Annotated in this window: 18 protein-coding genes; 15 read left to right on the top strand and 3 right to left on the bottom strand. The window is 36.0% G+C overall.

The genetic code is table 11. From position 1 onward, the window contains the following. Positions 1-16: 16 nt before the first annotated feature. The 3 genes from BJL90_RS04440 (at position 17) to BJL90_RS04430 (ending at position 3,650) form a co-directional block, all read left to right on the top strand. Positions 17-1,210 carry a tungsten cofactor oxidoreductase radical SAM maturase gene (locus BJL90_RS04440; RefSeq protein WP_070964590.1) on the top strand — a complete coding sequence of 398 codons (1,194 nt, stop codon included), beginning with the start codon at positions 17-19 and terminating at the stop codon, positions 1,208-1,210. Positions 1,211-1,279: 69 nt separating this feature from the next. Beyond that, the gene (locus BJL90_RS04435; protein WP_070964587.1) at positions 1,280-1,504 is read left to right on the top strand and encodes a MoaD/ThiS family protein; all 225 of its coding nucleotides are present in this window, start codon (positions 1,280-1,282) and stop codon (positions 1,502-1,504) included. A gap of 256 nt (positions 1,505-1,760) precedes the next feature. Then, the gene (locus BJL90_RS04430) at positions 1,761-3,650 is read left to right on the top strand and encodes a sigma-54-dependent Fis family transcriptional regulator (protein ID WP_070964584.1); all 1,890 of its coding nucleotides are present in this window, start codon (positions 1,761-1,763) and stop codon (positions 3,648-3,650) included. Between the two features lie 253 nt (positions 3,651-3,903). Here BJL90_RS04430 and BJL90_RS04425 read toward each other — a convergent pair whose 3' ends face one another. Then, the gene (locus BJL90_RS04425) at positions 3,904-5,391 is read right to left on the bottom strand and encodes a sodium-dependent transporter (protein ID WP_070964581.1); all 1,488 of its coding nucleotides are present in this window, start codon (positions 5,389-5,391) and stop codon (positions 3,904-3,906) included. A 248-nt stretch (positions 5,392-5,639) separates the two neighbouring features. On the opposite strand from BJL90_RS04425, the gene BJL90_RS04420 reads away from it, so the two are divergent. Genes BJL90_RS04420 through thrB form a run of 4 tightly spaced genes read left to right on the top strand, consistent with a single transcriptional unit; the run spans position 5,640 to position 8,437 of the window. Further along, entirely contained in the window at positions 5,640-6,113 is a 474-nt protein-coding gene (locus tag BJL90_RS04420; protein ID WP_236905020.1) for an ACT domain-containing protein, read from the top strand. A gap of 35 nt (positions 6,114-6,148) precedes the next feature. Then, positions 6,149-7,453 carry a homoserine dehydrogenase gene (locus tag BJL90_RS04415; RefSeq protein WP_070964578.1) on the top strand — a complete coding sequence of 435 codons (1,305 nt, stop codon included), beginning with the start codon at positions 6,149-6,151 and terminating at the stop codon, positions 7,451-7,453. Continuing rightward, complete coding sequence (locus BJL90_RS23025; protein ID WP_257786400.1) at positions 7,450-7,584, top strand: hypothetical protein; 135 nt, start codon at positions 7,450-7,452, stop codon at positions 7,582-7,584. Before BJL90_RS04415 ends, BJL90_RS23025 begins: the two co-directional genes overlap by 4 nt. After that, positions 7,550-8,437, top strand: a complete 888-nt coding sequence (gene thrB / locus BJL90_RS04410; protein WP_070964576.1) for a homoserine kinase — start codon at positions 7,550-7,552, stop codon at positions 8,435-8,437. Before BJL90_RS23025 ends, thrB begins: the two co-directional genes overlap by 35 nt. A gap of 161 nt (positions 8,438-8,598) precedes the next feature. On the opposite strand, the gene BJL90_RS04405 is transcribed toward thrB, so the two are convergent. Then, positions 8,599-10,575, bottom strand: coding sequence for a methyl-accepting chemotaxis protein (locus tag BJL90_RS04405; protein ID WP_070964574.1), 1,977 nt, complete (start codon positions 10,573-10,575; stop codon positions 8,599-8,601). 243 nt (positions 10,576-10,818) lie between these two features. On the opposite strand from BJL90_RS04405, the gene BJL90_RS04400 reads away from it, so the two are divergent. The 8 genes from BJL90_RS04400 to splB all read left to right on the top strand — a co-directional run bounded on the left by BJL90_RS04400 (position 10,819) and on the right by splB (position 19,030). Continuing rightward, entirely contained in the window at positions 10,819-12,141 is a 1,323-nt protein-coding gene (locus BJL90_RS04400) for a hypothetical protein (RefSeq protein ID WP_070964572.1), read from the top strand. Further along, entirely contained in the window at positions 12,138-12,563 is a 426-nt protein-coding gene (locus BJL90_RS04395) for a DMT family transporter (RefSeq protein ID WP_070964569.1), read from the top strand. Before BJL90_RS04400 ends, BJL90_RS04395 begins: the two co-directional genes overlap by 4 nt. 9 nt (positions 12,564-12,572) lie before the next feature. Then, on the top strand, positions 12,573-13,022 hold the full coding sequence (locus tag BJL90_RS04390; RefSeq protein ID WP_070964567.1) for a DMT family transporter: 450 nt from the start codon (positions 12,573-12,575) through the stop codon (positions 13,020-13,022). Between the two features lie 89 nt (positions 13,023-13,111). Continuing rightward, positions 13,112-14,407 (top strand): glutamate--cysteine ligase, encoded by a 1,296-nt coding sequence (locus tag BJL90_RS04385; RefSeq protein ID WP_070964564.1) that lies wholly within the window; start codon positions 13,112-13,114, stop codon positions 14,405-14,407. A 3-nt stretch (positions 14,408-14,410) separates the two neighbouring features. Beyond that, positions 14,411-15,745 (top strand): glutathionylspermidine synthase family protein, encoded by a 1,335-nt coding sequence (locus BJL90_RS04380; protein ID WP_070964560.1) that lies wholly within the window; start codon positions 14,411-14,413, stop codon positions 15,743-15,745. 65 nt (positions 15,746-15,810) lie between these two features. Continuing rightward, positions 15,811-16,521 carry a DUF421 domain-containing protein gene (locus tag BJL90_RS04375; RefSeq protein WP_070964557.1) on the top strand — a complete coding sequence of 237 codons (711 nt, stop codon included), beginning with the start codon at positions 15,811-15,813 and terminating at the stop codon, positions 16,519-16,521. A gap of 208 nt (positions 16,522-16,729) precedes the next feature. Beyond that, a complete protein-coding gene (locus tag BJL90_RS04370; RefSeq protein ID WP_070964555.1) occupies positions 16,730-17,908 on the top strand; it encodes an AI-2E family transporter in 1,179 nt (392 codons plus the stop codon). Positions 17,909-18,004: 96 nt separating this feature from the next. Continuing rightward, the gene (gene splB / locus BJL90_RS04365) at positions 18,005-19,030 is read left to right on the top strand and encodes a spore photoproduct lyase (RefSeq protein WP_070964552.1); all 1,026 of its coding nucleotides are present in this window, start codon (positions 18,005-18,007) and stop codon (positions 19,028-19,030) included. Positions 19,031-19,416: 386 nt separating this feature from the next. Here splB and BJL90_RS04360 read toward each other — a convergent pair whose 3' ends face one another. Further along, complete coding sequence (locus tag BJL90_RS04360; RefSeq protein WP_070964550.1) at positions 19,417-20,088, bottom strand: metal-dependent hydrolase; 672 nt, start codon at positions 20,086-20,088, stop codon at positions 19,417-19,419. Positions 20,089-20,235 lie beyond the last annotated feature (147 nt).

The following is a 20,235-nucleotide window of genomic DNA, read 5'->3' as shown; positions in this document are numbered from 1 at the left end:
TCATGGGGGAGATAATATGAAAAAATCGTTTAAATCTTTGGGGACTGAACTTTTTGCGGCAGGAAAAAAGCTTAAGGTTACTAAGGATGGATGTGTGAAGCTGCCTGTAGAGGGAGAACAAGAAGTGCTGTTTGTTCAAACAGAGGAGGGTTATCGACTAATCCCTCTCCTACCGGATATAAAAAGAGTATATATAGAGGTGACTACCAAATGTAACTTTGACTGTATCACCTGTATTCGCAGTTCTTGGCAGGACTGTTTGCTGCATATGGAATGGGAGACCTTTGAAAATATATTAGAAAACCTTAAGGAACTGCCAAATCTAGAGTCCGTCCATTTCGGAGGTTTTGGTGAGCCTATGATGCATCCAAGGATTTTTGATATGTTAAGGGCAGTAAAGGGAATTGGTCTAAGTGCGGAAATGATCACGAATGGTTCCTATCTGGGAAAAGAAAATATTCAACAGTTAATTGACCTGGAACTAGATATTCTCTTTACTTCTCTAGATAGCCCTGAAGAGGAAGAATATAATGAAATCCGACAAGGCGCTGATTTTCAGAGTGTTTCTCAAAACATTGCAAATCTGCAGGCCATGAAACGAGAACAAAAAACCAGAAAACCAGAGTTGGGAATCGAGTTTGTAGCCATGAAAAAAAATTACGATAAGTTGCCTAAGTTAATCCGCATGGCGTATAATCTAGGTGCCAGTCAAATTATCGTGAGCAATTTAATACCTTATCACGAATCCATGAAGGATGAAATTGTTTATGATATAGATGACACTGGACGTATGTTTGAAAAGGATGCCCAACTAACTACCATTAAAGCACAAATGTCTAATATGAAGCTAAGAACAGAACGAAGTTGTAAATTTGTAAAGGATAAATCCTTGTGTATTAACTACCAGGGAAATGTAAGTCCCTGTTATGCTTTGATGCATACCTATCACTGTTATATCTATGGAAGAAAAAAGGATATGTACGCTTTTTATTTAGGCAATGTTAATGAGAAAAAGCTTCAAGACATATGGACGGATTCTGGCTATGTAAATTTTAGGCGGACTGTCAATGAAAATCATTTTCCCTCCTGTACTGATTGCAGGTCTTTGGAAGGTTGTAGTTATACCGATAGCAATGAGATGGATTGTTGGGGAAACAGTCCTTCCTGCGCTGAATGTCTTTGGGCTAGACGCATTATCGCTTGTCCATAAATAAGTGTGGTTTATCCTCTTTCCTCGGTGGATGGAATTATAGTATAATGAAAATAGGAGGTGAATAGGGTGCAGGTAAATGTGAGATTATTTGCGACTTTTAGAGAAAACCGTGAAAAAGAAATGATGATGGATTTGGCGCAAGGTGCTACTCCAAAGGATGTTATAGAACTTCTAAATATCCCTGAAGAAGAAGTAGCAATCATCCTTATTAACGGTAGACATCAAGAGTTGAATACAGTTTTAGAAGATAATGATACGCTATCTCTTTTCCCACCGGTAGGGGGAGGTTAAAGTATATTAGCAGTCTATTGAAATAAAAATACTAATGTAAGCTTTGAAAATACGGGGAAGTCTATTGTTTTAGTATAACACAGAAAAAAATTCCAGAGTGTGTTGGATTCTGGAATTTTTTTCTGTGTTATTTTGTTTTAGCTAATCTACAAAAACTAGCATAAAAGAGGCATTTTTTATAAGAATAAAAAAGAAGGAGTTTTCATAATAAAATTGAATAATTTAAAAAGGTAGTTTAAAAGTTGGGGGGATTTCTATGGATGCAAAGGATTATATTGCTAGATCCCATCAAAGATCTATCAAGTTTGGTGTAGATGATAATAGAGTTTACAGTAGCAGGATTTTACATGAAGATGAACTTCAAAAGAGGCTAGAAGCTAATAGTAATCTTATTGTAACCACAGAACCCTTTATGAATCAGTTGTACAACTTTGTAAAGGGCTCTTACTTCTTTGTAATTTTAACAGATGATGAAGGCTGTATTTTAAATGTTATAGGAGATGAAGATGTATTAGAGGTGGCCTTTGATTTAGAGATGACACCGGGAGCTTTTATGAATGAAGAACATATAGGCACCAATGCCATGGGGACAGCACTGGTGGAGGGGATGCCTATACAAATTTCAGGGAAGGAGCATTTTATAAAGGCTTACCACAGATGGACCTGTTCAGCTGCACCTATTAGAAATGCAGAAGGGAAGATTATAGGCACATTAAACCTTACTGGTTATAGCCATCTTGTTCATTCTCATACATTGGGGATGGTGGTGGCAGCCGCTCATGCCATAGAACAAATGTTAAACATTAGAGAAACCAATAGAAAGCTTGAAGTTAAAAAAAGGTATATTGAAACCATTATTGACTCCATTACCATAGGGATTTTCACCATAGGCCCTAAGGGTTATATGAAGACCATGAATAAAACTGCCATGGAGATGCTGGGATATACCCAGCAAGAAATTATTGGCATAAAAGTAGAAGCGTTAGTGGAGGGATGGAAGGGGATTCAAGATAGTGTAGCAAAACATATTACCTACCTGGAAGAAGAAGCCTTTTTAAAGGGAAAGGAAGAAAGGATTCACTGCACTTTAAGTGCCTATCCTATACTGGACCCTAATCAGACGCCTCAGGGGATTGTTTGTGTCATTCGTGAAATAAAAAAAGCTAGAAAGTTAGCAAATAAAATGACAGGACAGCAGGCTTATTATACCTTTGATAAAATCATTGGGCGAAGCGAAAGATTTATGCAGATTATAGAGTATGCTAAAAAAATCTCCGACAGTCCTTCCACGGTATTAATCACTGGAGAAAGTGGTACCGGTAAAGAAGTTTTTGCACAATCTATTCATAATCACAGCAGTCGTCGCGAAGAAAGTTTTGTGGCAATTAATTGTGGAGCATTGCCTAGAAATCTTATAGAATCAGAACTTTTTGGTTATGAAGAAGGGGCCTTTACAGGGGCTAAAAGGGGGGGGCATCCTGGAAAGTTTGAACTAGCAGATGGAGGAACCTTGTTTTTAGACGAGATAGGGGAAATGCCATTGGATATGCAAACCAATCTTTTAAGAGTGCTAGAAGAGAGTAAGCTTTTTCGTGTAGGAGGAAATAAAGAAATCGAAGTGGATGTTCGTATTATAGCCGCTACAAATAAGGACTTAAGACAGGAAGTGGAAAAGGGTAATTTTAGAAGAGACCTCTATTATAGGTTAAACGTGCTGCCCTTAAAGCTGCCTTCTTTGAGAGAAAGAAAAGAAGATATTCCGCTGTTGATAGACTACTTTATGGCTACAAAATCACTAAAGTTAGGAAAAAGAACAGTGGCTCTCTCGAAGGAAGCAATAGAGAATCTGACGAACCTTCCTTGGTTAGGTAATATTAGAGAACTAGAAAATATGGTAGAACAAATTATTAATGCAGAGGGGAACCACCTGTGGGAAACTGGAGAACCTTCAAAAGTTGTAGAGAGAGCCGTTAGTATATCTCAAGAAGATAAATTAGAAGAAGTTGAAAACAGACACATTAAAAAGGTATTAGAAAAAACAGGAGGAAATATTAGTTTAGCGGCGGAAGCCTTAGGTATTGGAAGAAATACATTATATCGCAAAATGAAAAAATACCAAATCGATTATAACAAAATAGAAGACTAGCCTATTTTTAAAATATATACACAATATATTGTGGGTACTGGGGATAAAAGTAGAAATTAAGGAGAAAAAATGTGGACATAAATAAAAAACACGTTGGAGGATTACCAACGTGTTTTTTATTTACTTACTTATTAGCCTGTGATTGAAAGACTTTGCTTAATAGGAAAACAAACCCCAAACCATAGAATCCTAAAACAAGAACCATCATAATAATAGATGTAGTAGACATAATATTTTCCTCCTTATAGCAGTACTAGGATACCTGCTTGGTAATATCTTGCCCTTTTGTTATTTTGTCTGCAAGCCAGTTGTTGGTTAACCAAGAAATTAATAAGAGAATGATAAATTGAAATATAATAGTGCCGAAGCTAAAGACTTCAAAGGGATTCCACCAGTCATCTGGGTACCAGGTAATAGCTTGCCATAACCACCAACCTGTAATAATGACAAAAAATACTGGGAACAGTAGTACACAATTACTCCACCACTTACCAACTTGAAAGTCCGACCATTTGGTATTAATAATCTCAGTTCTAGCTTTTTCTAAACCATATTTCATGAGGGCAAAGGCGACAAATAATCCACTTACTAATAATCCGATTCCCCAAACCCAATCTTGATTATCTAGGAAATTTAAACTATAAGCGGAGGGAACGCCTAGAAGGAAGCCACTGATGACAATAATTAAAGTTGATTTTTTTCTTTCAAGACCCATGTCCATTAAGTTTCGTACCCCTACTTCGATCATCGGAAGAAGAGAAGATAGTGCTGCAATTGCCATAGAAGCAAAAAATATTGCTGCCAGCCATCTTCCAGCAGGCATTTCTGTAAACAGTTGCGCTAGATAAATGAAGGTAATACCTGTATTACCAGAGGCCAGAGCATCGCTTGCAAATTCTTGCGTAGGGGATAGAGCGTAAATGGCAGGCAGGACGGTCATGCCTGCGATTAAGGCTCCGAGGTTGTCCCCAAAACCCATGATAAGACAATTACCTGCGATATCTTCCTTAGCGCTGGTATAAACAGAATAAGTGATAATAAATCCCCATCCTGCCCCTGTTGACCAAGCTGCTTGCGTAAAGGCTTGCAACCAAATTTCTGGGTTGGCCAGCATCTCTAGCTTAGGACTAAATAAGTATTCCAGACCTTGCGCAGCCCCAGGTAAGGTTAGAGATCTTATAACAGCTACAATTAATAAAATAAATAGTGTAGGAATCATAATTTTACTGGCCTTTTCTATACCGTTTGTAACACCTTTATAAATAATAAAACCAGCTAATGCCATAGAAATAAAATGGAAAAGTATTGTTTGTGAAGGCGTGGTAGTGAAAACCTGCCAAACTGCTTCAGTGGCTTCTGTAGTCATACCTGGTTTAAAGGCACCAGATAAGGCTAAAGTGAAGTATTTGACACACCAACCCATTACAACAGAATAATAAAACATAATACCCAAACATACTACAGCAATCCAAGTACCCATCCAGGTAAACTTAGGACCTACAAAATCTCGAAATGCACCAATGGTACCTAATCCGGTTTTCCGTCCCATGACCATTTCTCCCATTAATAAAGGAATAGCCCAGACAAACAGCGCAATGGTCCAGGCGATGATAAAGGGACCTCCCCCATTGGCAGCAGCAACTCTAGGGAATCTCCATATATTACCAGTTCCTATTGCCATTCCAATAGATGCTGCGATAAATCCCCACCTGCTGCCCCATTGTTCTTTTTTTTGACTCATGAATCCCATACCTCCTCTGTACACCTTAATTTTTAAAGTAATGTATGCAAAAAGTTCTAATACTTATTATGATATCACACTTTTCTAAAAACTTACAATACTTTACAGAAGGATTTTTCAAGGGAGGTACTTTTATGAATTTTAACATAGGAAGGGCTATATTTGTAGAAAAATTTCTAAGAAAAGTAGTTGAAAGTAGCGGAACTTTGTGGTAAGATGTTCATTATATGAAAACATTTGTTTACCATATGCAAACAAAAGGACGTGATAGCGACATGGAATCTGATGGGAATACCTATTATATTGTAAAAGCAGAAGTATTGCCAGAAGTATTTATAAAGACGATGGAGGTAAAGGATCTATTAAAAAAAGGGAAGGTTACCACTATTTTTGAGGCGGTGGAGAGGGTAGGCATGAGCAGAAGCGCTTATTATAAATATAAAGATGCTATCTTTCCACTTTATGAGATGAATACAACGCGAATGATTACAATGGCTATGATATTAGAACATTCACCGGGGGTGCTTTCGGAAGTATTAAATGAAATTGCTAATGCGAAAGCTAGTATTTTGACCATTAACCAAAATATTCCCGTTCACGGGGTTGCCAATGTCACCATATCACTGGAGTTGAAAAATATGATGATTCAAGTAAGTCAGCTAATTCAAAACCTTGAAAGTATGGAGGGTGTAAATAAAGTGACGATATTGGCAAAGGAGTAAATGAAAATAAATAGTAGAGGGAGAGGAATAAGAGGATGAAAAAGATAAAAATAGCATTGTTAGGCGCTGGAACCGTAGGTGGGGGCGTATGGGATATTCTTCAAACCAATAAAGAAAATATCACAAGAAATTGTGGTTATGAAATAGAAGTAGAAAAAATTTTAGTAAAGGATGCTACTAAAAAAAGAAAAGATGGTATTCCTGAGAATTTACTTACTTCAAATTTCGAAGATATTATTTATAATGATGAAATTGAAATTGTGGTGGAAGTTATGGGGGGTATTGAACCAGCTAAGGACTACATAGTAAAGGCCTTAAAGCAAAAAAAACATGTTGTTACCGCCAACAAAGCACTTTTAGCGAATCATGGTAATGAGATTATCAAGTTAGCTGAGGACGAAGGGGTACAACTCTATTATGAAGCTAGCGTAGCAGGGGGAATTCCTATCATCCAAACCCTTAAAGAGAGTTTAGCCGGCAATAAAATTGAAAAGATGATGGGTATCCTTAATGGTACCACCAACTACATTTTAACAAAGATGACAAAGGAAAAGGTAGATTTCGATGCTGTCTTAAAAGAAGCGCAGGCAATGGGTTATGCAGAGGCAGATCCTACAGCAGATGTGGAAGGATACGATGCTGCCCATAAGCTTACAGTATTATCTTCTCTAGCCTTTGGTACTTCTGTGAAGTTTGATGAAGTATATAGAGAAGGGATTTCTAAAATTACCTCTATTGACATTGATTATGCTAGAGAACTAGGTTATGTGATAAAGCTTCTTGCTATAGGCAAGGAGGATGCAGGTACGATAGAAATGAGGGTACATCCTACCTTTATTTCTCAGTCGCATCCTTTAGCTTCTGTCAATGACTCCTTTAACGCAATATTTATAAAAGGCAATGCTGTGGGAGACTTGATGCTGTATGGAAGGGGTGCTGGAGATTTACCCACCGGTAGTGCTGTTGTAGGAGATATTATTGCTGTAATAAAAGGTAAGGATAAGCCACCAGTTAAAGCAGAAGAAGATACAAGTACAGTAAAAATAATAAAGCCTATGGGTGAGACAGAATCAGAATATTATATAAGGCTAATTGTAAAAGATAAGCCAGGTGTTCTGGGAACAATTGCTAGTTTGTTCGGAAAACATAATGTGAGCTTATCTTCTGTTCTCCAAAAAGGTGAAGGTGTTCCTGCTGTATCTTTGGTATTCATCACCCACTGTACAAGAGAAGCTGATGTGCAGGAGGCGATTGAGGAAATTATAACAATGGAAGAGGTAGTAGAACTGGCAAATCTAATACGTGTAGAAAATGGTAAAAAGAGAGCGGGGGCACAATGATGTGGCAGGGAATTATTGCAAAATATGAAGACTTTTTTGGTGTAAAAATAGAAGAGATTAAGGCTATAATTGATAATTGTCTAGGAAGTGATCAAAATGATAAAAGTAACCGTACCCGCCACAACCGCTAATGTAGGACCAGGTTTCGATTGTTTAGGGATTGCCCTTTCTCTCTATAACGAAATAGAGGTAGAGGAAATAGAAAAAGGACTACTGATAGAAGTAGAGGGTAGGGATCAAGAAAAAATAGAAAAAAACAAAAACAATTTAATTTATCAGAGTATGCTAAGGGTCTTTGACAAAATAGGCAAATATCCGAAGGGAATAAAAATAAAACAATATAATAATATTCCGCTGGCCAGGGGCTTAGGTAGTAGTGCTGCTTGTATTGTAGGAGGAATTGTTGCCGCTAATAAGCTGATGGGTAATTTGCTGAGCCAAGAAGAAGTCTTGGAATTAGCTGTAGAAATAGAAGGACATCCTGATAATGTGGCACCAGCGCTGCTGGGTGGCGTAGTAGTTTCTTGTCAGGATGAAGGAAAAACCAGTTATGTAAGATTTCCTGTCCACGAAGCCCTTCGATTTATTGTAGCGATTCCGGAAGTGCAGTTAAGCACAAAGGCTTCTAGGGGTGTTTTGCCTGAAGGTGTTCCTTTTAAAGATGCTGTAAGAAATGTAGGAAAATCCTCTTTGTTGGTAGCCGCTTTGATGTCAGGGGAGCTAGAAAAAATACCTCATGCTCTGCAGGATTGCCTTCATCAGCCTTACAGAACAAAACTAATAGATTCATTGGAAGCAATTTTCTCAAAAGCAAAGGAGTTAGATCTAAACCAGTTATTTTTAAGTGGTGCGGGTCCCTCAATTATATACTTATCCTGGCAGCAGGGAGGAGAAAAGGAAAAGATTTTTTGTAACTTAGTAAATACTATGCCAGAACAATGGAATTTTAAAATTTTAGAAGGAGACAATAAAGGGACTAGTTAACAACTAATCCCTTTACCTTTATAAATACCTTAATCATGATTTTGCTTTTAGGGTATAAGACTCCCCACCTCTAAGAGTTAGCGTAGGTGGATTCTCAATCAGGCGGAGTAGACCCTCCGTCTGATTCCCCGATATTCAACTTTAGCTGGAGGCGTTCACTATTAGAGGATAAACCTTTTAACTTCTTGATCTAATTTTTGAGATAGATGATTTAGGGCTTCCGCTGATTTTGCGATTTCTTCTACAGCGCTGGTGGTTTGCTGCATAGACGCGGTTACTTGCTGGGAAGAAGCTGCTGTTTCTTCCGATATCGTAGAAATACTTTCTATAACACTTACAATTTTGTCTTTATCGTTAGACATTGTTGTTACGTAATCTGCAATATGGTTAATCTTATCAGTGATAATATCGATAGCTTTAGAAATGCTTTGAAAAGAAGTACTCACTTCTTTTACAGTGGAATCTCTTTCAATATTTGATGTGGTTAAATCTTCCATAATGCTTACCGTATGATTGCTTTCATGTTGAATAGAAGTAATAATTCCCTGAATTTCATCAGTAGAGTTCCTCGATTGTTCGGCTAACTTTCGAATTTCCTCTGCGACTACAGCAAAGCCTTTACCGGCTTCCCCAGCTCTTGCTGCTTCAATTGCAGCATTTAATGCTAAAAGATTTGTTTGCTCTGCTATAGCGTTAATTGTCTTCAAAATACTTCCTATTGATTGTGTTCTAGTATTTAGCTCATGAATTGCCTCCCCAATCTGCTGTATAGAAGCATTATTTTGTGCGTTTTTTTGTGTAAGGTCTTCTACAACTGCTAAGCCCTTCACATTGGCAGAAACGACATCCTGCGATGCAAACAGCATCTCCTGAGAACTAGAAATTAGTGCATCAAATCTTTGCGATAGCTGAACTGTCATCATAGAACCTTTTTCTGCCTCTAATGCTTGTTCGGAAGCTCCTTTGGCTATTTCTTCGATAGCTCTGGTTACTTCCTCGGCGGAAACACTGGTTTCTTCTGAAGTTACTGCTAAGGTATCGGCAGAAGCATTCACTTCCTGTGATACCTCTCGTACATTTTGTACAAGCTTTTTTAAAGCATCTACTGTGGTATTTAAAGTTTTGGATAGCTGACCTACTTCATCCTTAGCTTGGATTTGACTATGAACAGTAAGGTCTCCTTTCCCCACTTTTTCCATATCCTTTACTAAAAGGATTAAAGATCTTGTAATTCTAGTGGAAAATAAGAGCCCCATCAAAATAGCAATAACCAGGATGATTCCACCATTTATTAAAGCATTCTTTAAAAGAATAGAAGTGTTATCTTTTATCTCAGCATATTGCATCATACCCACCAATTTCCATCCAGTTTTTTGAAGGGTGTCAAAAACACCAAAGCGGGGGTCGCCTTCAAAAGTATAGTCTACAGTACCTTGATGGTTTGCAGTAACTGCTTCAAGCAAAGTGTCAATGGGTATTTTTTCGCCTATATGGGTAGCGTTAGGATGTACTAAAACCTTTCCTGAGGCATCTGTCATAAGCATATAGCCATTTATTCCTAGGTCGACGGTTCCTACCAGGTTTTTCAAGATATCTAAAGAAATGTCAATAGAAAGCACCCCTATAAAATCATTGGTACCTTTGTGAAAAATAGGTTTAGCGGCAGAAATGACTAACTGCTTTGTGCCAGCATCTACATAGGTGTCTGTCCAAATAAGAAGGTTCTCTTCTACAGCCTGTGAGTACCAAGGACGTGTTGTGGGGTCATAGTCATCTTCCAAAGTGGTTTGAGGATAAATAAATATTTCTCCATTAGGCCTTCCGAGGTAGACATGCATAATGGCATCATGAGAATCAGCAAAGGATTTAAATGTTTCCATCATGCGGGAGATATCTTCAGGGTGATCGAAAACCTGTTGAATACCAGGATCAAGACTTAAAGTATCGAGGGTCTCCTCCATGGTGCCGAGAAATAAATGAACTGTATCTGCTATACGATCCACAGTCTGTCTTGTAGTAAGCTGTAATTCATTGATTAAGATTTTGTTGGCGCTCCGATAACTAGCATGGCCTAAGAATGTGGTGGGTAGGACGATTAAAAGCGTAAAAATAATAACAATTTTCCAGCGAAGTGACATGAGTAGCCTCCTTATATTTTATAATAACACTAATAAAATTCTCCACAAAAATTTGTTTCCCTCTAAAAATTGTGTAAAAGTAGAAAAATGTCGAAAAATAGGACTATATTCCTAAAAACAAAATGACAATATACTGGAGGATAAATAAATTTACAAAAAGATCTAGCAAGAGAATATCATGGACTAATTTCAAGCGATATAGGAAAAACTATCAACAAACCATCGGCAGAGAGGAGAATGACTTTGAAAAAAAGCAATTGTTTTTTCAATGTTATGATGATAGTATGCATCTTCATACTACTAACAGGTTGCAATAATAACCCAGAGAATAAAGAAAACCCAACACCGCTACAGAAAGTAGAAGACATAAAAGATTTTTCCACAATCAATGGCTATAAAGTAGGAGAAGGAAAGTTTTATTTCAGTGCTACCAAAAAAAATCAGTGGTTTTTTTATTCCCTTGACCTGAAAACAAAAGCTTTAGAAAGAAGGCATCCAGAGGCTGGTGAATATGACTTGTATATTCCGATAGAAGAGGAAAGTGCTGTATATGTTGATTTAGAAGGACAGCTTTTTTATAGAAAAGAAGAGGAGGAAAAAAAAATAGACGAGGAGATATCAGGCGTTCATCGGCCTAATTTATTAATTTCTCCTAATCAAACTGCTATTTTATATACAAAAGGCCCTCAAAAAGAAGCTAGCTTGTATTTATACTATTTTGATCAAGATCAGCCAATATTGATTAAAGAGAATATACCAGAGGATGCCTTTCAAACTTTTTCCTTTACTACCCAATGGAGTCACAAAACAAATTACTTTTTATACTATAATTCAGAAGTTTATGATGATGAGGGAAAATACTATGCAAGCTTAGAGGCCACCACCAGTAAATGGGCGCCTGATGATAGCTATATTGTGTATATTAGAAAACCAGCAGAAGCAGAAGAAGTACTTATAGGAGATTGGAGAACGCATATAGGTACAGCGTTAGCTCTTTTGCAGGTGAAAGAAAAAGAGGATAAAACAATTTATGAAAATCTACAGGGATTGGTTGATCCTATAGACAATATACAGTGGAGCAAAGATGCCTCAAAGGTAAGTATTTCTGCTGGAGAAATTATAAAGACGCCTCATGGAGAGTTGGAGGCAGTAAAATACGAGAAAGTATTTGTTTATGATATTAATAGTAGCAAAGGCGTCTTAGTGGAAAACGTGCCTTATAATTATTATGAAATCTTATTTAATAATTACCTATATGCTAGTTCTCTAGGGAAAAGGGACGCTTTAGCCTTTATAGAAATTGATGGAGAAGATAGAAAAGTATATGAAAATCCTGTATTATTAAATAGTCAAGATATGTTTGTTATATCTTATGAAAAAGAAGCTTTCTTCTTAGATGGAAAAGAACTTAAAAGGCGATCGCCAGACGGCAAAGAAGAAGAAATCTTATCACTACCTTGGGAGGTGAATGAAATATACTTTGATGAAAAAACCAAAACCTTTATTATTACCAATAAAGAGATGGAGCTATATCTGTTTTATTTCAAAGGAGGCAAGGAATCATGAAAACAAACTGGATGGCTATTATCATCGGAGGTTTGATTGCAGTGATGATTCATATGAATGGTACCTTAGCCAGTTACACAAATACCTACTTTAGTTCCCTGATAGTTCATTTCATCGGTGCATTAGGGGTAGCTGTTTTGTTATTCATCATAGAGGAAGAACAAAACAAGGAGCTATACTTCCCTTCTTATTATTACTTAGGTGGCGTTTTAGGTGCGTTGATCATTGTTTTAAATAATGTTAGTTTCAAAGGTTTAGGTGTTTCTATTACGGTGGCATTAGTGTTTTTGGGCCAGATGGTTACTTCTATTTGCATTGATAATTTCGGGATGTTTCGCATGAAAAAGATACCCTTTAACAAAAAAAGAATTCCAGGCATTTTTCTTGTATTTTTAGGGGTTATTATAATGATACTTGCATAGGAGGAAAAAATGGTTGTATTTTGGGGGTTGGCAGCTTTTATAGCAGGTGGTCTTATTATTATATCTTCTATTTTCAATGCACAAGTTGCAACAAAAATAGGAGCCTATCGCTCTGCATTATTAAACAATGTTTTGGCTATGATAACGGCTTTTTTTCTACTTATTATAATTTACGGAAACTTTACTGAAGAAGTTCACAGGATAAAGGAAGTGCCTTTGTGGAGCTTAGGGGGAGGATTTCTAACGGTAATTATTGTGGTAGGTAGTAACAAAATTATACCTAAAATTCCTGTAATCTATACAGCGTTACTGGTGTTTACAGGACAACTATTGATAGGATTAGTTTTGGATAGCATCATGGGAAGATCCTTCGAGGTGAGAAGACTAACAGGAATTCTTTTTATTTTAGGGGGGTTAGTATATAATCTTTACATAGACAAAAAAGAAATGAAGGAATAGACAAAAACATAAACGATAAAAATTTGCGTATTTTTTCAAAAAACGGGTAAATACGTAATTAGTTTTTACATAATCGAGGTGAACATAGAATGCAATATGAAGAGCAAATAAAGACGATTGTAGCATTTATAAAAAGTGGAGAAAAAGAAAAAAAAGATTTTAATTTAGGTGTAGAAATAGAACATATAGTTATAAAAAAAGAGAGCTTTGATTCTGTTACCTATTACGAAGAAGAAGGGATTCAAGTCATATTAAACAAATTAGCCCCGCAAGGATATACACTGAAATATGAAGATAATTATCTTCTAGCATTAGAGGGCAAAACAGAAATCATTACACTGGAGCCGGGAGGACAATTGGAAGTCAGCATGTCTCCTACTATGGATATCAAAGAAATAGAAGCAAACTATTTAAACTTCCTTAAAAAAGTAATTCCCATCCTAGAGGAGCAAAATCAACTATTAATGGCAATAGGGTACCATCCCAAAACCTCTATTAAAGATATTCCCTTTAACCCTAAGACGCGTTACCAATATATGGCGGATTACTTTAAAAAGAAGGGGAAATATGCGCATAATATGATGAAGGGGACGGCATCTTTACAAGTAGTCATTGACTACGCAAATGAAGAGGATTTCATAAAAAAATTTAAGGTGGCTAACTTTTTATCTCCATTACTTCATTTGATGACAGATAATGCTCCGATTTTTGAGGGAGAAGTTTTTGAAAAAAACAGCATTAGAAATATTATATGGGAAAATACAGATAAGGATCGTAGTAGTATTGTTCCTGGAACCTTCAAAGGCAAATTTGGCTACAGAGAATACGCTGAATATATATTAAATACACCGCCTATTTTCATCATAAAGGATGGCGCATTAATACCTACCTATGATAAGAAAGTAAAAGATTTACTGGATCCTTATCATGTTACGCAGGAAGAAATAAGCCATATTTTATCTATGGTATTTCCTGATGTGAGGGTTAGAAAATATATTGAAATTCGAATGGGAGATACGTTGCCCTATCCCCTTAATCTAGGCTATATTGCTTTAATCAAAGGACTTTTCTATAATGAAATTGCCCTAGAGTATCTCTATGAAATGGCGAATAATTTAGAAGAAGAAAAAGTAAGGCAAGCGAAGGAAGATATTATAGAGAAGGGTTTTGAAGGAAGATATAAATGCAAAGTGATCTATGATTTTGTTCCTGTTCTCTTTGATTTGGCCAAAAAAGGATTGAAAGAGGAGGAAAAAGGTTATTTAAAAACTTTAGAAAACCTAACAAGGCATGAAAAAAATCCAGCACTATTATCAAAACGACTCATAAAGAGTAAGGGAATAGAAGCTTTGACATGGTGTGCCTTAAATCGATATGGAGGTTAAACGATGGTTGCAATAAATAAACTATTTACCGAATACCATAATAATGTTTTAAAGAATAAAGAAGCCCATCTAAAAGAATATAGGAGGGTTTTTGCAGAAGTACAAGCTTCTCCTGCTAAATATAAAAATAAGCCTGTGGAGTTTTTGTACCAGCCTATGTTTTTTAGCCAAGAGGATTTTGAAAGGTTTCAGCAACTAACGGCACAGTTGTTGGATATCTTAAAAAAAGTAGTCCTACAGTATCTCAAAGAAGAAGACTTTAGAAAGCATTTTAACTTTACTCCGCTATTAGAAAAACTAATTCTAAAAGATCCAGGTTATGATATCGATGTGCCGATGGGGAGATTTGATATTTTTTATCCTTTCAATGATGATTTTCAATTTTGTGAATTAAATGCTGACGGTTCCTCTGGTATGGTAGAAGAAAGAGAGTTGCAACACATTTTTCGAAACTCTCTAGCCATAAGAGAACTAGAAGAAAAATATGGTTTTACTGGTTTTGAGTTGTTTGATAGTTGGGTGGAGGCACTCTTAAGGAACTATCGACAATTTAGTGGAAAAGAAGAAAAACCAAGAATTGCTATTGTTGATTGGTTTTCCTCCTCTATACCTAGTGAATTTTTAGAATTTCAAAAAGCCTTCGAAAGAAATGGCTGTACTACAATGATTGCAGATATTAGACACTTGACCTATAGGAATAAAAAATTATATTATCAGGATACTGAAATTGACTGTATTTATCGTAGAGCAGTAACTTGGGAAATTATTGACCATGCTGAAGAGGTTGGAGATTTTATACAAGCTTATTTAGAGGGTTCTGTATGTGTAGTAGGCCCTATTCGTTCCCAAATTATTCATAATAAGAATATCTTTAGTATCCTCCACGATCCTGTAAAAACCCCCTTCTTGACAGAAGAGGAGAGAAAATTTGTAGAACAGCATATTCCCTATACCACTTTATTTGATTGTAAAAATAAAGAACTGGTGGCCTTTGCTATAACAAATAAAGATCAGTTGGTGCTAAAGCCAATGGATAGATATGCCTCCAGCGGCGTATATATTGGTAAAGACTTTACAATACAGCAGTGGAAGGAATTGATGGAAAAAGAAGCTGAAAGAGATTATTTGCTGCAACAACTTTGTCAAATACCAAAGCTTCCAATGGCAATGTTTACTGATGATGATGTAAGGTTCATAGAAAATAATTATATCATTGGGCTTTTTATGTATAATGAAAAACTTCAAGGGATCTACACCAGAGTGGGAAGAAAAAATATTATCGGCAGTATTGCGGAATGTTTCACTCTCCCTAATTTTATAGTATCAAAAAAACTTTAACCTAGGGTTCAGGGGTTAGAGTTTTTTTTAAGGGCAATAATAATGGTGAAGGAGGTTATGGAGTGATGAAGGACTACATTTTGATATTGGGTAGAATTATGACCATCTTGCCATTACTATTATTTGCAACGGTATTTATTATGGGGAGACGTCCTATTGGAGAACTGCCAGTTTTAGATTTTCTGATAATTATAACTATGGGCTCAGTAGTAGGGGCAGATATTGCAGATCCTAGCATAGAACACTTACCCACCGCTTTTGCTGTGGTTGTACTAGCTCTTCTACAAAGTCTCATTAGTAGACTAATACTAAAAAACAGAAAGTTTTCTAGGCTTATTTCTTTTGAGCCTACTTTAATTATAGAAAATGGAAGGTTTATCGTAAAAAACATGAGAAAGATAAAGTATTCTATTGATGAAGTATTAATGATGCTTAGAGAAAAAGATATCTTTCACTTCAATGAAGTACATTATGCTATTGTGGAATCTAACGGTAAACTAACTGTCCTCAAAAAATCCAATCTACTGCCTTTGAAACCAAAGGATATGGACATTACTACAGAGGAAGAAGAAATACCTGCAGTTGTAATTTTAGAAGGAAAATTAGATAAAAAATCTTTAGAAAAAGCGAAGATATCTGAAGAAAATGTTGTTTTTTTAGCAAAAAAGCAGGGGTATAGGAAAGTAAAGGATATTTTTCTTGCTACTTACTCCAATAAGGAGGGTTTACTGATTTCTCCTTATAAAGTAGAAGCATCCATAAATATTGAGCATTAGTAACGTTATCTTAAAGGAAGAGAAATAAGTTGCGGGAAGATAAGGATAGCGGTTTACCATAAAATCATGTATAATAAAATTTAAAGTACCAGAGCATCAGGTGGAGGAGTTACTATCTGATTTATAAAGTCTACCTACACGAAGGTTTAAAGTGGATTGGGATATCCTAAAAGCAAAATGTGATAAATATGGGATGGAGGTGAAGGGTATGAAAATTCGATGGGATAAGCAGTATTTAAAATATTCCTTATATGCCAGTTTTGCAGTGATACTACCGATTTTATTTTTTCAAGTATTAGATAATATAGGTTCTTTACTAGCCAATATTTCGGGGAGTTTTAGTTGGATAAGGAGGGTATTAAGTCCCTTCATTATGGGTGGATTTATTGCATATATCTTAAATCCTGGTGTGAGATGGTTTGAAAAAAAGCTATATAGGGAAGTAACCTATATTAATGAAAGAAAAAAGCTCCATAGGTTTCTGAGTATAATAACAGTATATGCTATTTTGCTAGGTTTGATTACCATGCTGCTGATCTTTGTAGTACCACAGATTGCCAACAATATACGTGAAATAATACAAAGACTTCCTGAATATGACAGAAGTACAAGAAAATGGATAGCAAACTGGGAAAATGATATGGGATTAAATAATTTATACAACATTGCAGAATACATTGAAAAAAATAGCAGGGATATTTTTGATATAGCCAGCCAAGTGTTAGAATATCTTTTAAACAATATTGTTTCCAGTATCATGACGGTTACCTCAGGAATCCTTAATTTTCTTTTGGCTATGATTATTTCTTTTTATATGTTGTCAGATAAAGAAGCCTTCAAGGTGGGTAGTGAAAAATTTCTAAGGGCGGTCATGAAGGACGAAACCGTTGATAGAGCGAGAGATTTTGGAAGAGAAGCAGATGAACTTTTTGGTAAATTTATCATAGGAAAATCTCTAGATTCCTTTATCATAGGCGTACTTTGTTTTATTGGTTTAAATATTATGGGTATTCGTTATAGTCTTTTATTAAGCAGCATTATAGGTATTACCAATATGATTCCTTATTTTGGACCCTTTATTGGTGGGGTGCCAGCGGTAATTATTACCTTTTTTGATAGTCCAATAAAAGCTTTTTGGGTAACGCTATTTGTTTTAGCACTTCAACAATTTGATGGATTATTTTTAGGTCCTAAAATTCTGGGAGACAGTGTGGGTCTAAGGCCTTTTTGGATTGTTTTTGCTATTGTAGTAGGAGGTAAGTTAGCAGGTGTATTAGGTATGTTCTTAGGTGTGCCTATTTTTGCCATTATAAGATTGGTGGTACTTCGACTTATTGATCAGCAACTAGAAAGAAAAAAAGAAAAGAAACTAAATAATACTTTATAACTTATAAATAATTGACCTTCTATAGTTTTCTATAGAAGGTTTTTTGTATGCTTTTTGTTCCATGTGAAAAACTAATTTTAAAAAGGAGTGATAGCCTTGCAGTTTTGGGTACCAGATCGTGTTTATTTTGAACCTTCAGCAAAGGAAACAATTGTAGGGAAAAGAATCTTAGCATTTTGTGAGGATAAAAACATCCCTATTTTACATACCACCTCACATAATCAAGTTAGAGGGTTACCAGGAAAGGATGAAAAGGCAAAATACGCAGCTGCAAAAAAAACGCTGATTGTGGGTACTAAAAAGAGCCTGCAACTGGAGGTATGCAAGCCCTCTGCCCACTACCAGTTTTCTCTTATGACCAATTGTCCTGGTAATTGTGAGTATTGTTATCTCTTTACAACACAGGGGAAAAAGCCTTATGTTAGAGTATACGTTAATATGGAGGATTTGTTTCATACGATAGATAAATATATAGAAAAAAGGCTTCCCCATGCTACTATGTTTGAGGCAGCCAGCACAGGTGATCCTTTGGCAGTGGAACATATCACAGGAACCTTGAAGGATACCATAGAACATTTTGGCACATTAAATAGAGGAAGACTTAGAGTGGTTACTAAATTTAGTAACGTAGATTCGCTATTAGATGCAAAACATAATGGCCATACACGTTTTCGATTTAGCATTAACTCTCAGCATGTTATAAAAAACTTTGAGCATAATGTGGATGATTTAGAAGAAAGACTACAGGCGGCTGCAAAGATAGCCAAAGCAGGATATCCTTTGGGCTTTATCATTGCCCCGATTATATTACATGAAAATTGGGAAAAGGGTTATAGGGAGATGTTGGAGAGGTTACATGATTATCTTAGCTTTAAGAAAAAAAGTGTGATTACCTTTGAATTGATTCAACATCGGTTTACGATGAATGCAAAAAAGATTATAGAAGAACGTTTTCCAAATACAAACTTAGAAATGAATCCTCATAAGAGAGTAAAAAAGTGGGGAAAATATGGGAGAGTAAAATATGTTTATAAAAAAGAAGAAGTGATAGAGGCAAAGGAATATATCGAGGAACTTATTAAAAAACACTTCCCCTATAGCCATATACAGTACTTTACATAGGAAATAGTGAAGTTACTTTATTGATGTTGTAAATATTATTAAGGACTTTTTAAAGTTTATCCTTCGGCATATTGCTAAGATCCCCACCTCTTAAAATGGGGATCAAACGCTACCTCCTTGAAGTAAATTTGCCTACAATCCAGTGGCGTAAAAACTCCCTTTAGATAAACAAACTAAGTAGCTGCCGCAAAAGTTAAAGCGCAAACTTGCACTCTGTATAAGTGACTGACACAAAATCATAGATTTTGGTCATCTACTTATGGCCGTCTACTTATGAAGGAAGTCTCATTTTATACCATCATCATGCTCTACCCTTCTCAACACAGTGAAGCATATAGGTTGCAAAGATTTTTTGTCAGTGCCTTGCGGTTGTGCTCTCCTGTTTTTTAGAAACTATAAATTTCTCCTATAGTTAATATTTTTACATCAGCACCTAAAACCTTTGCTTGAAAGGCTTCTGGTGAAGCGGAAATAATAGGATGGGTGTTATAATGCATTGGAACAACTACCTTTGGTTTAATGAATTCCACTGCTGTTACTGCATCTATAACATCCATAGTAAAGTTACCTCCGATAGGGATTAAGGCCACATCGATTTTTTCTACAGCCAAAAGCTGCATATCCATTGTCAATCCAGTGTCACCAGCATGGTAGAGTTTTTTACCTTCACACGCTATAAGGAAGCCACAGGGATTGCCGCCATAAAGCATACCCTCTGGTGTTTCGATGCCAGATCCATGTAGCGCTGGTGTCATTTTTATCGTACCGAAATTTGAAGTGAACCGTCCTCCTATATGCATTGCATGAAAAGAAATCCCCTGTTTTTGTAGATACATACAGATTTCATAATTAGAAATCACAGTAGCACCAGATTTCTTAGCAATTTGAATGGTGCTTCCAAGATGGTCTCCATGACCGTGGGTAACAAAAATATGTGTAATCTCCTTTTCATCAAAAGCGAAAGATTGCACTTCATTGCTAATAAAAGGGTCAATCAGAGCCTTCATGGTAGAGGTCTCTACATAAAAGGCAGAATGCCCTAGATATTGAATTTTCATAGGATATTATCCTCCTTAAAATAGTCTTTATCAGTATTATATCAAAAAATAGAAAAATTAAGCATATTTAAAAATTTCAAATCTACCCTTTAAAAACTCGACTATTGCAAAGATATCATTTTTATGATAGCATCATAACCTACCGTT

The sequence above is a fragment of the Clostridium formicaceticum genome (assembly GCF_001854185.1).
In the GTDB taxonomy this organism is placed as follows: domain Bacteria; phylum Bacillota; class Clostridia; order Peptostreptococcales; family Natronincolaceae; genus Andreesenella; species Andreesenella formicacetica.
This window is presented reverse-complemented; position numbering and strand designations above follow the sequence as displayed.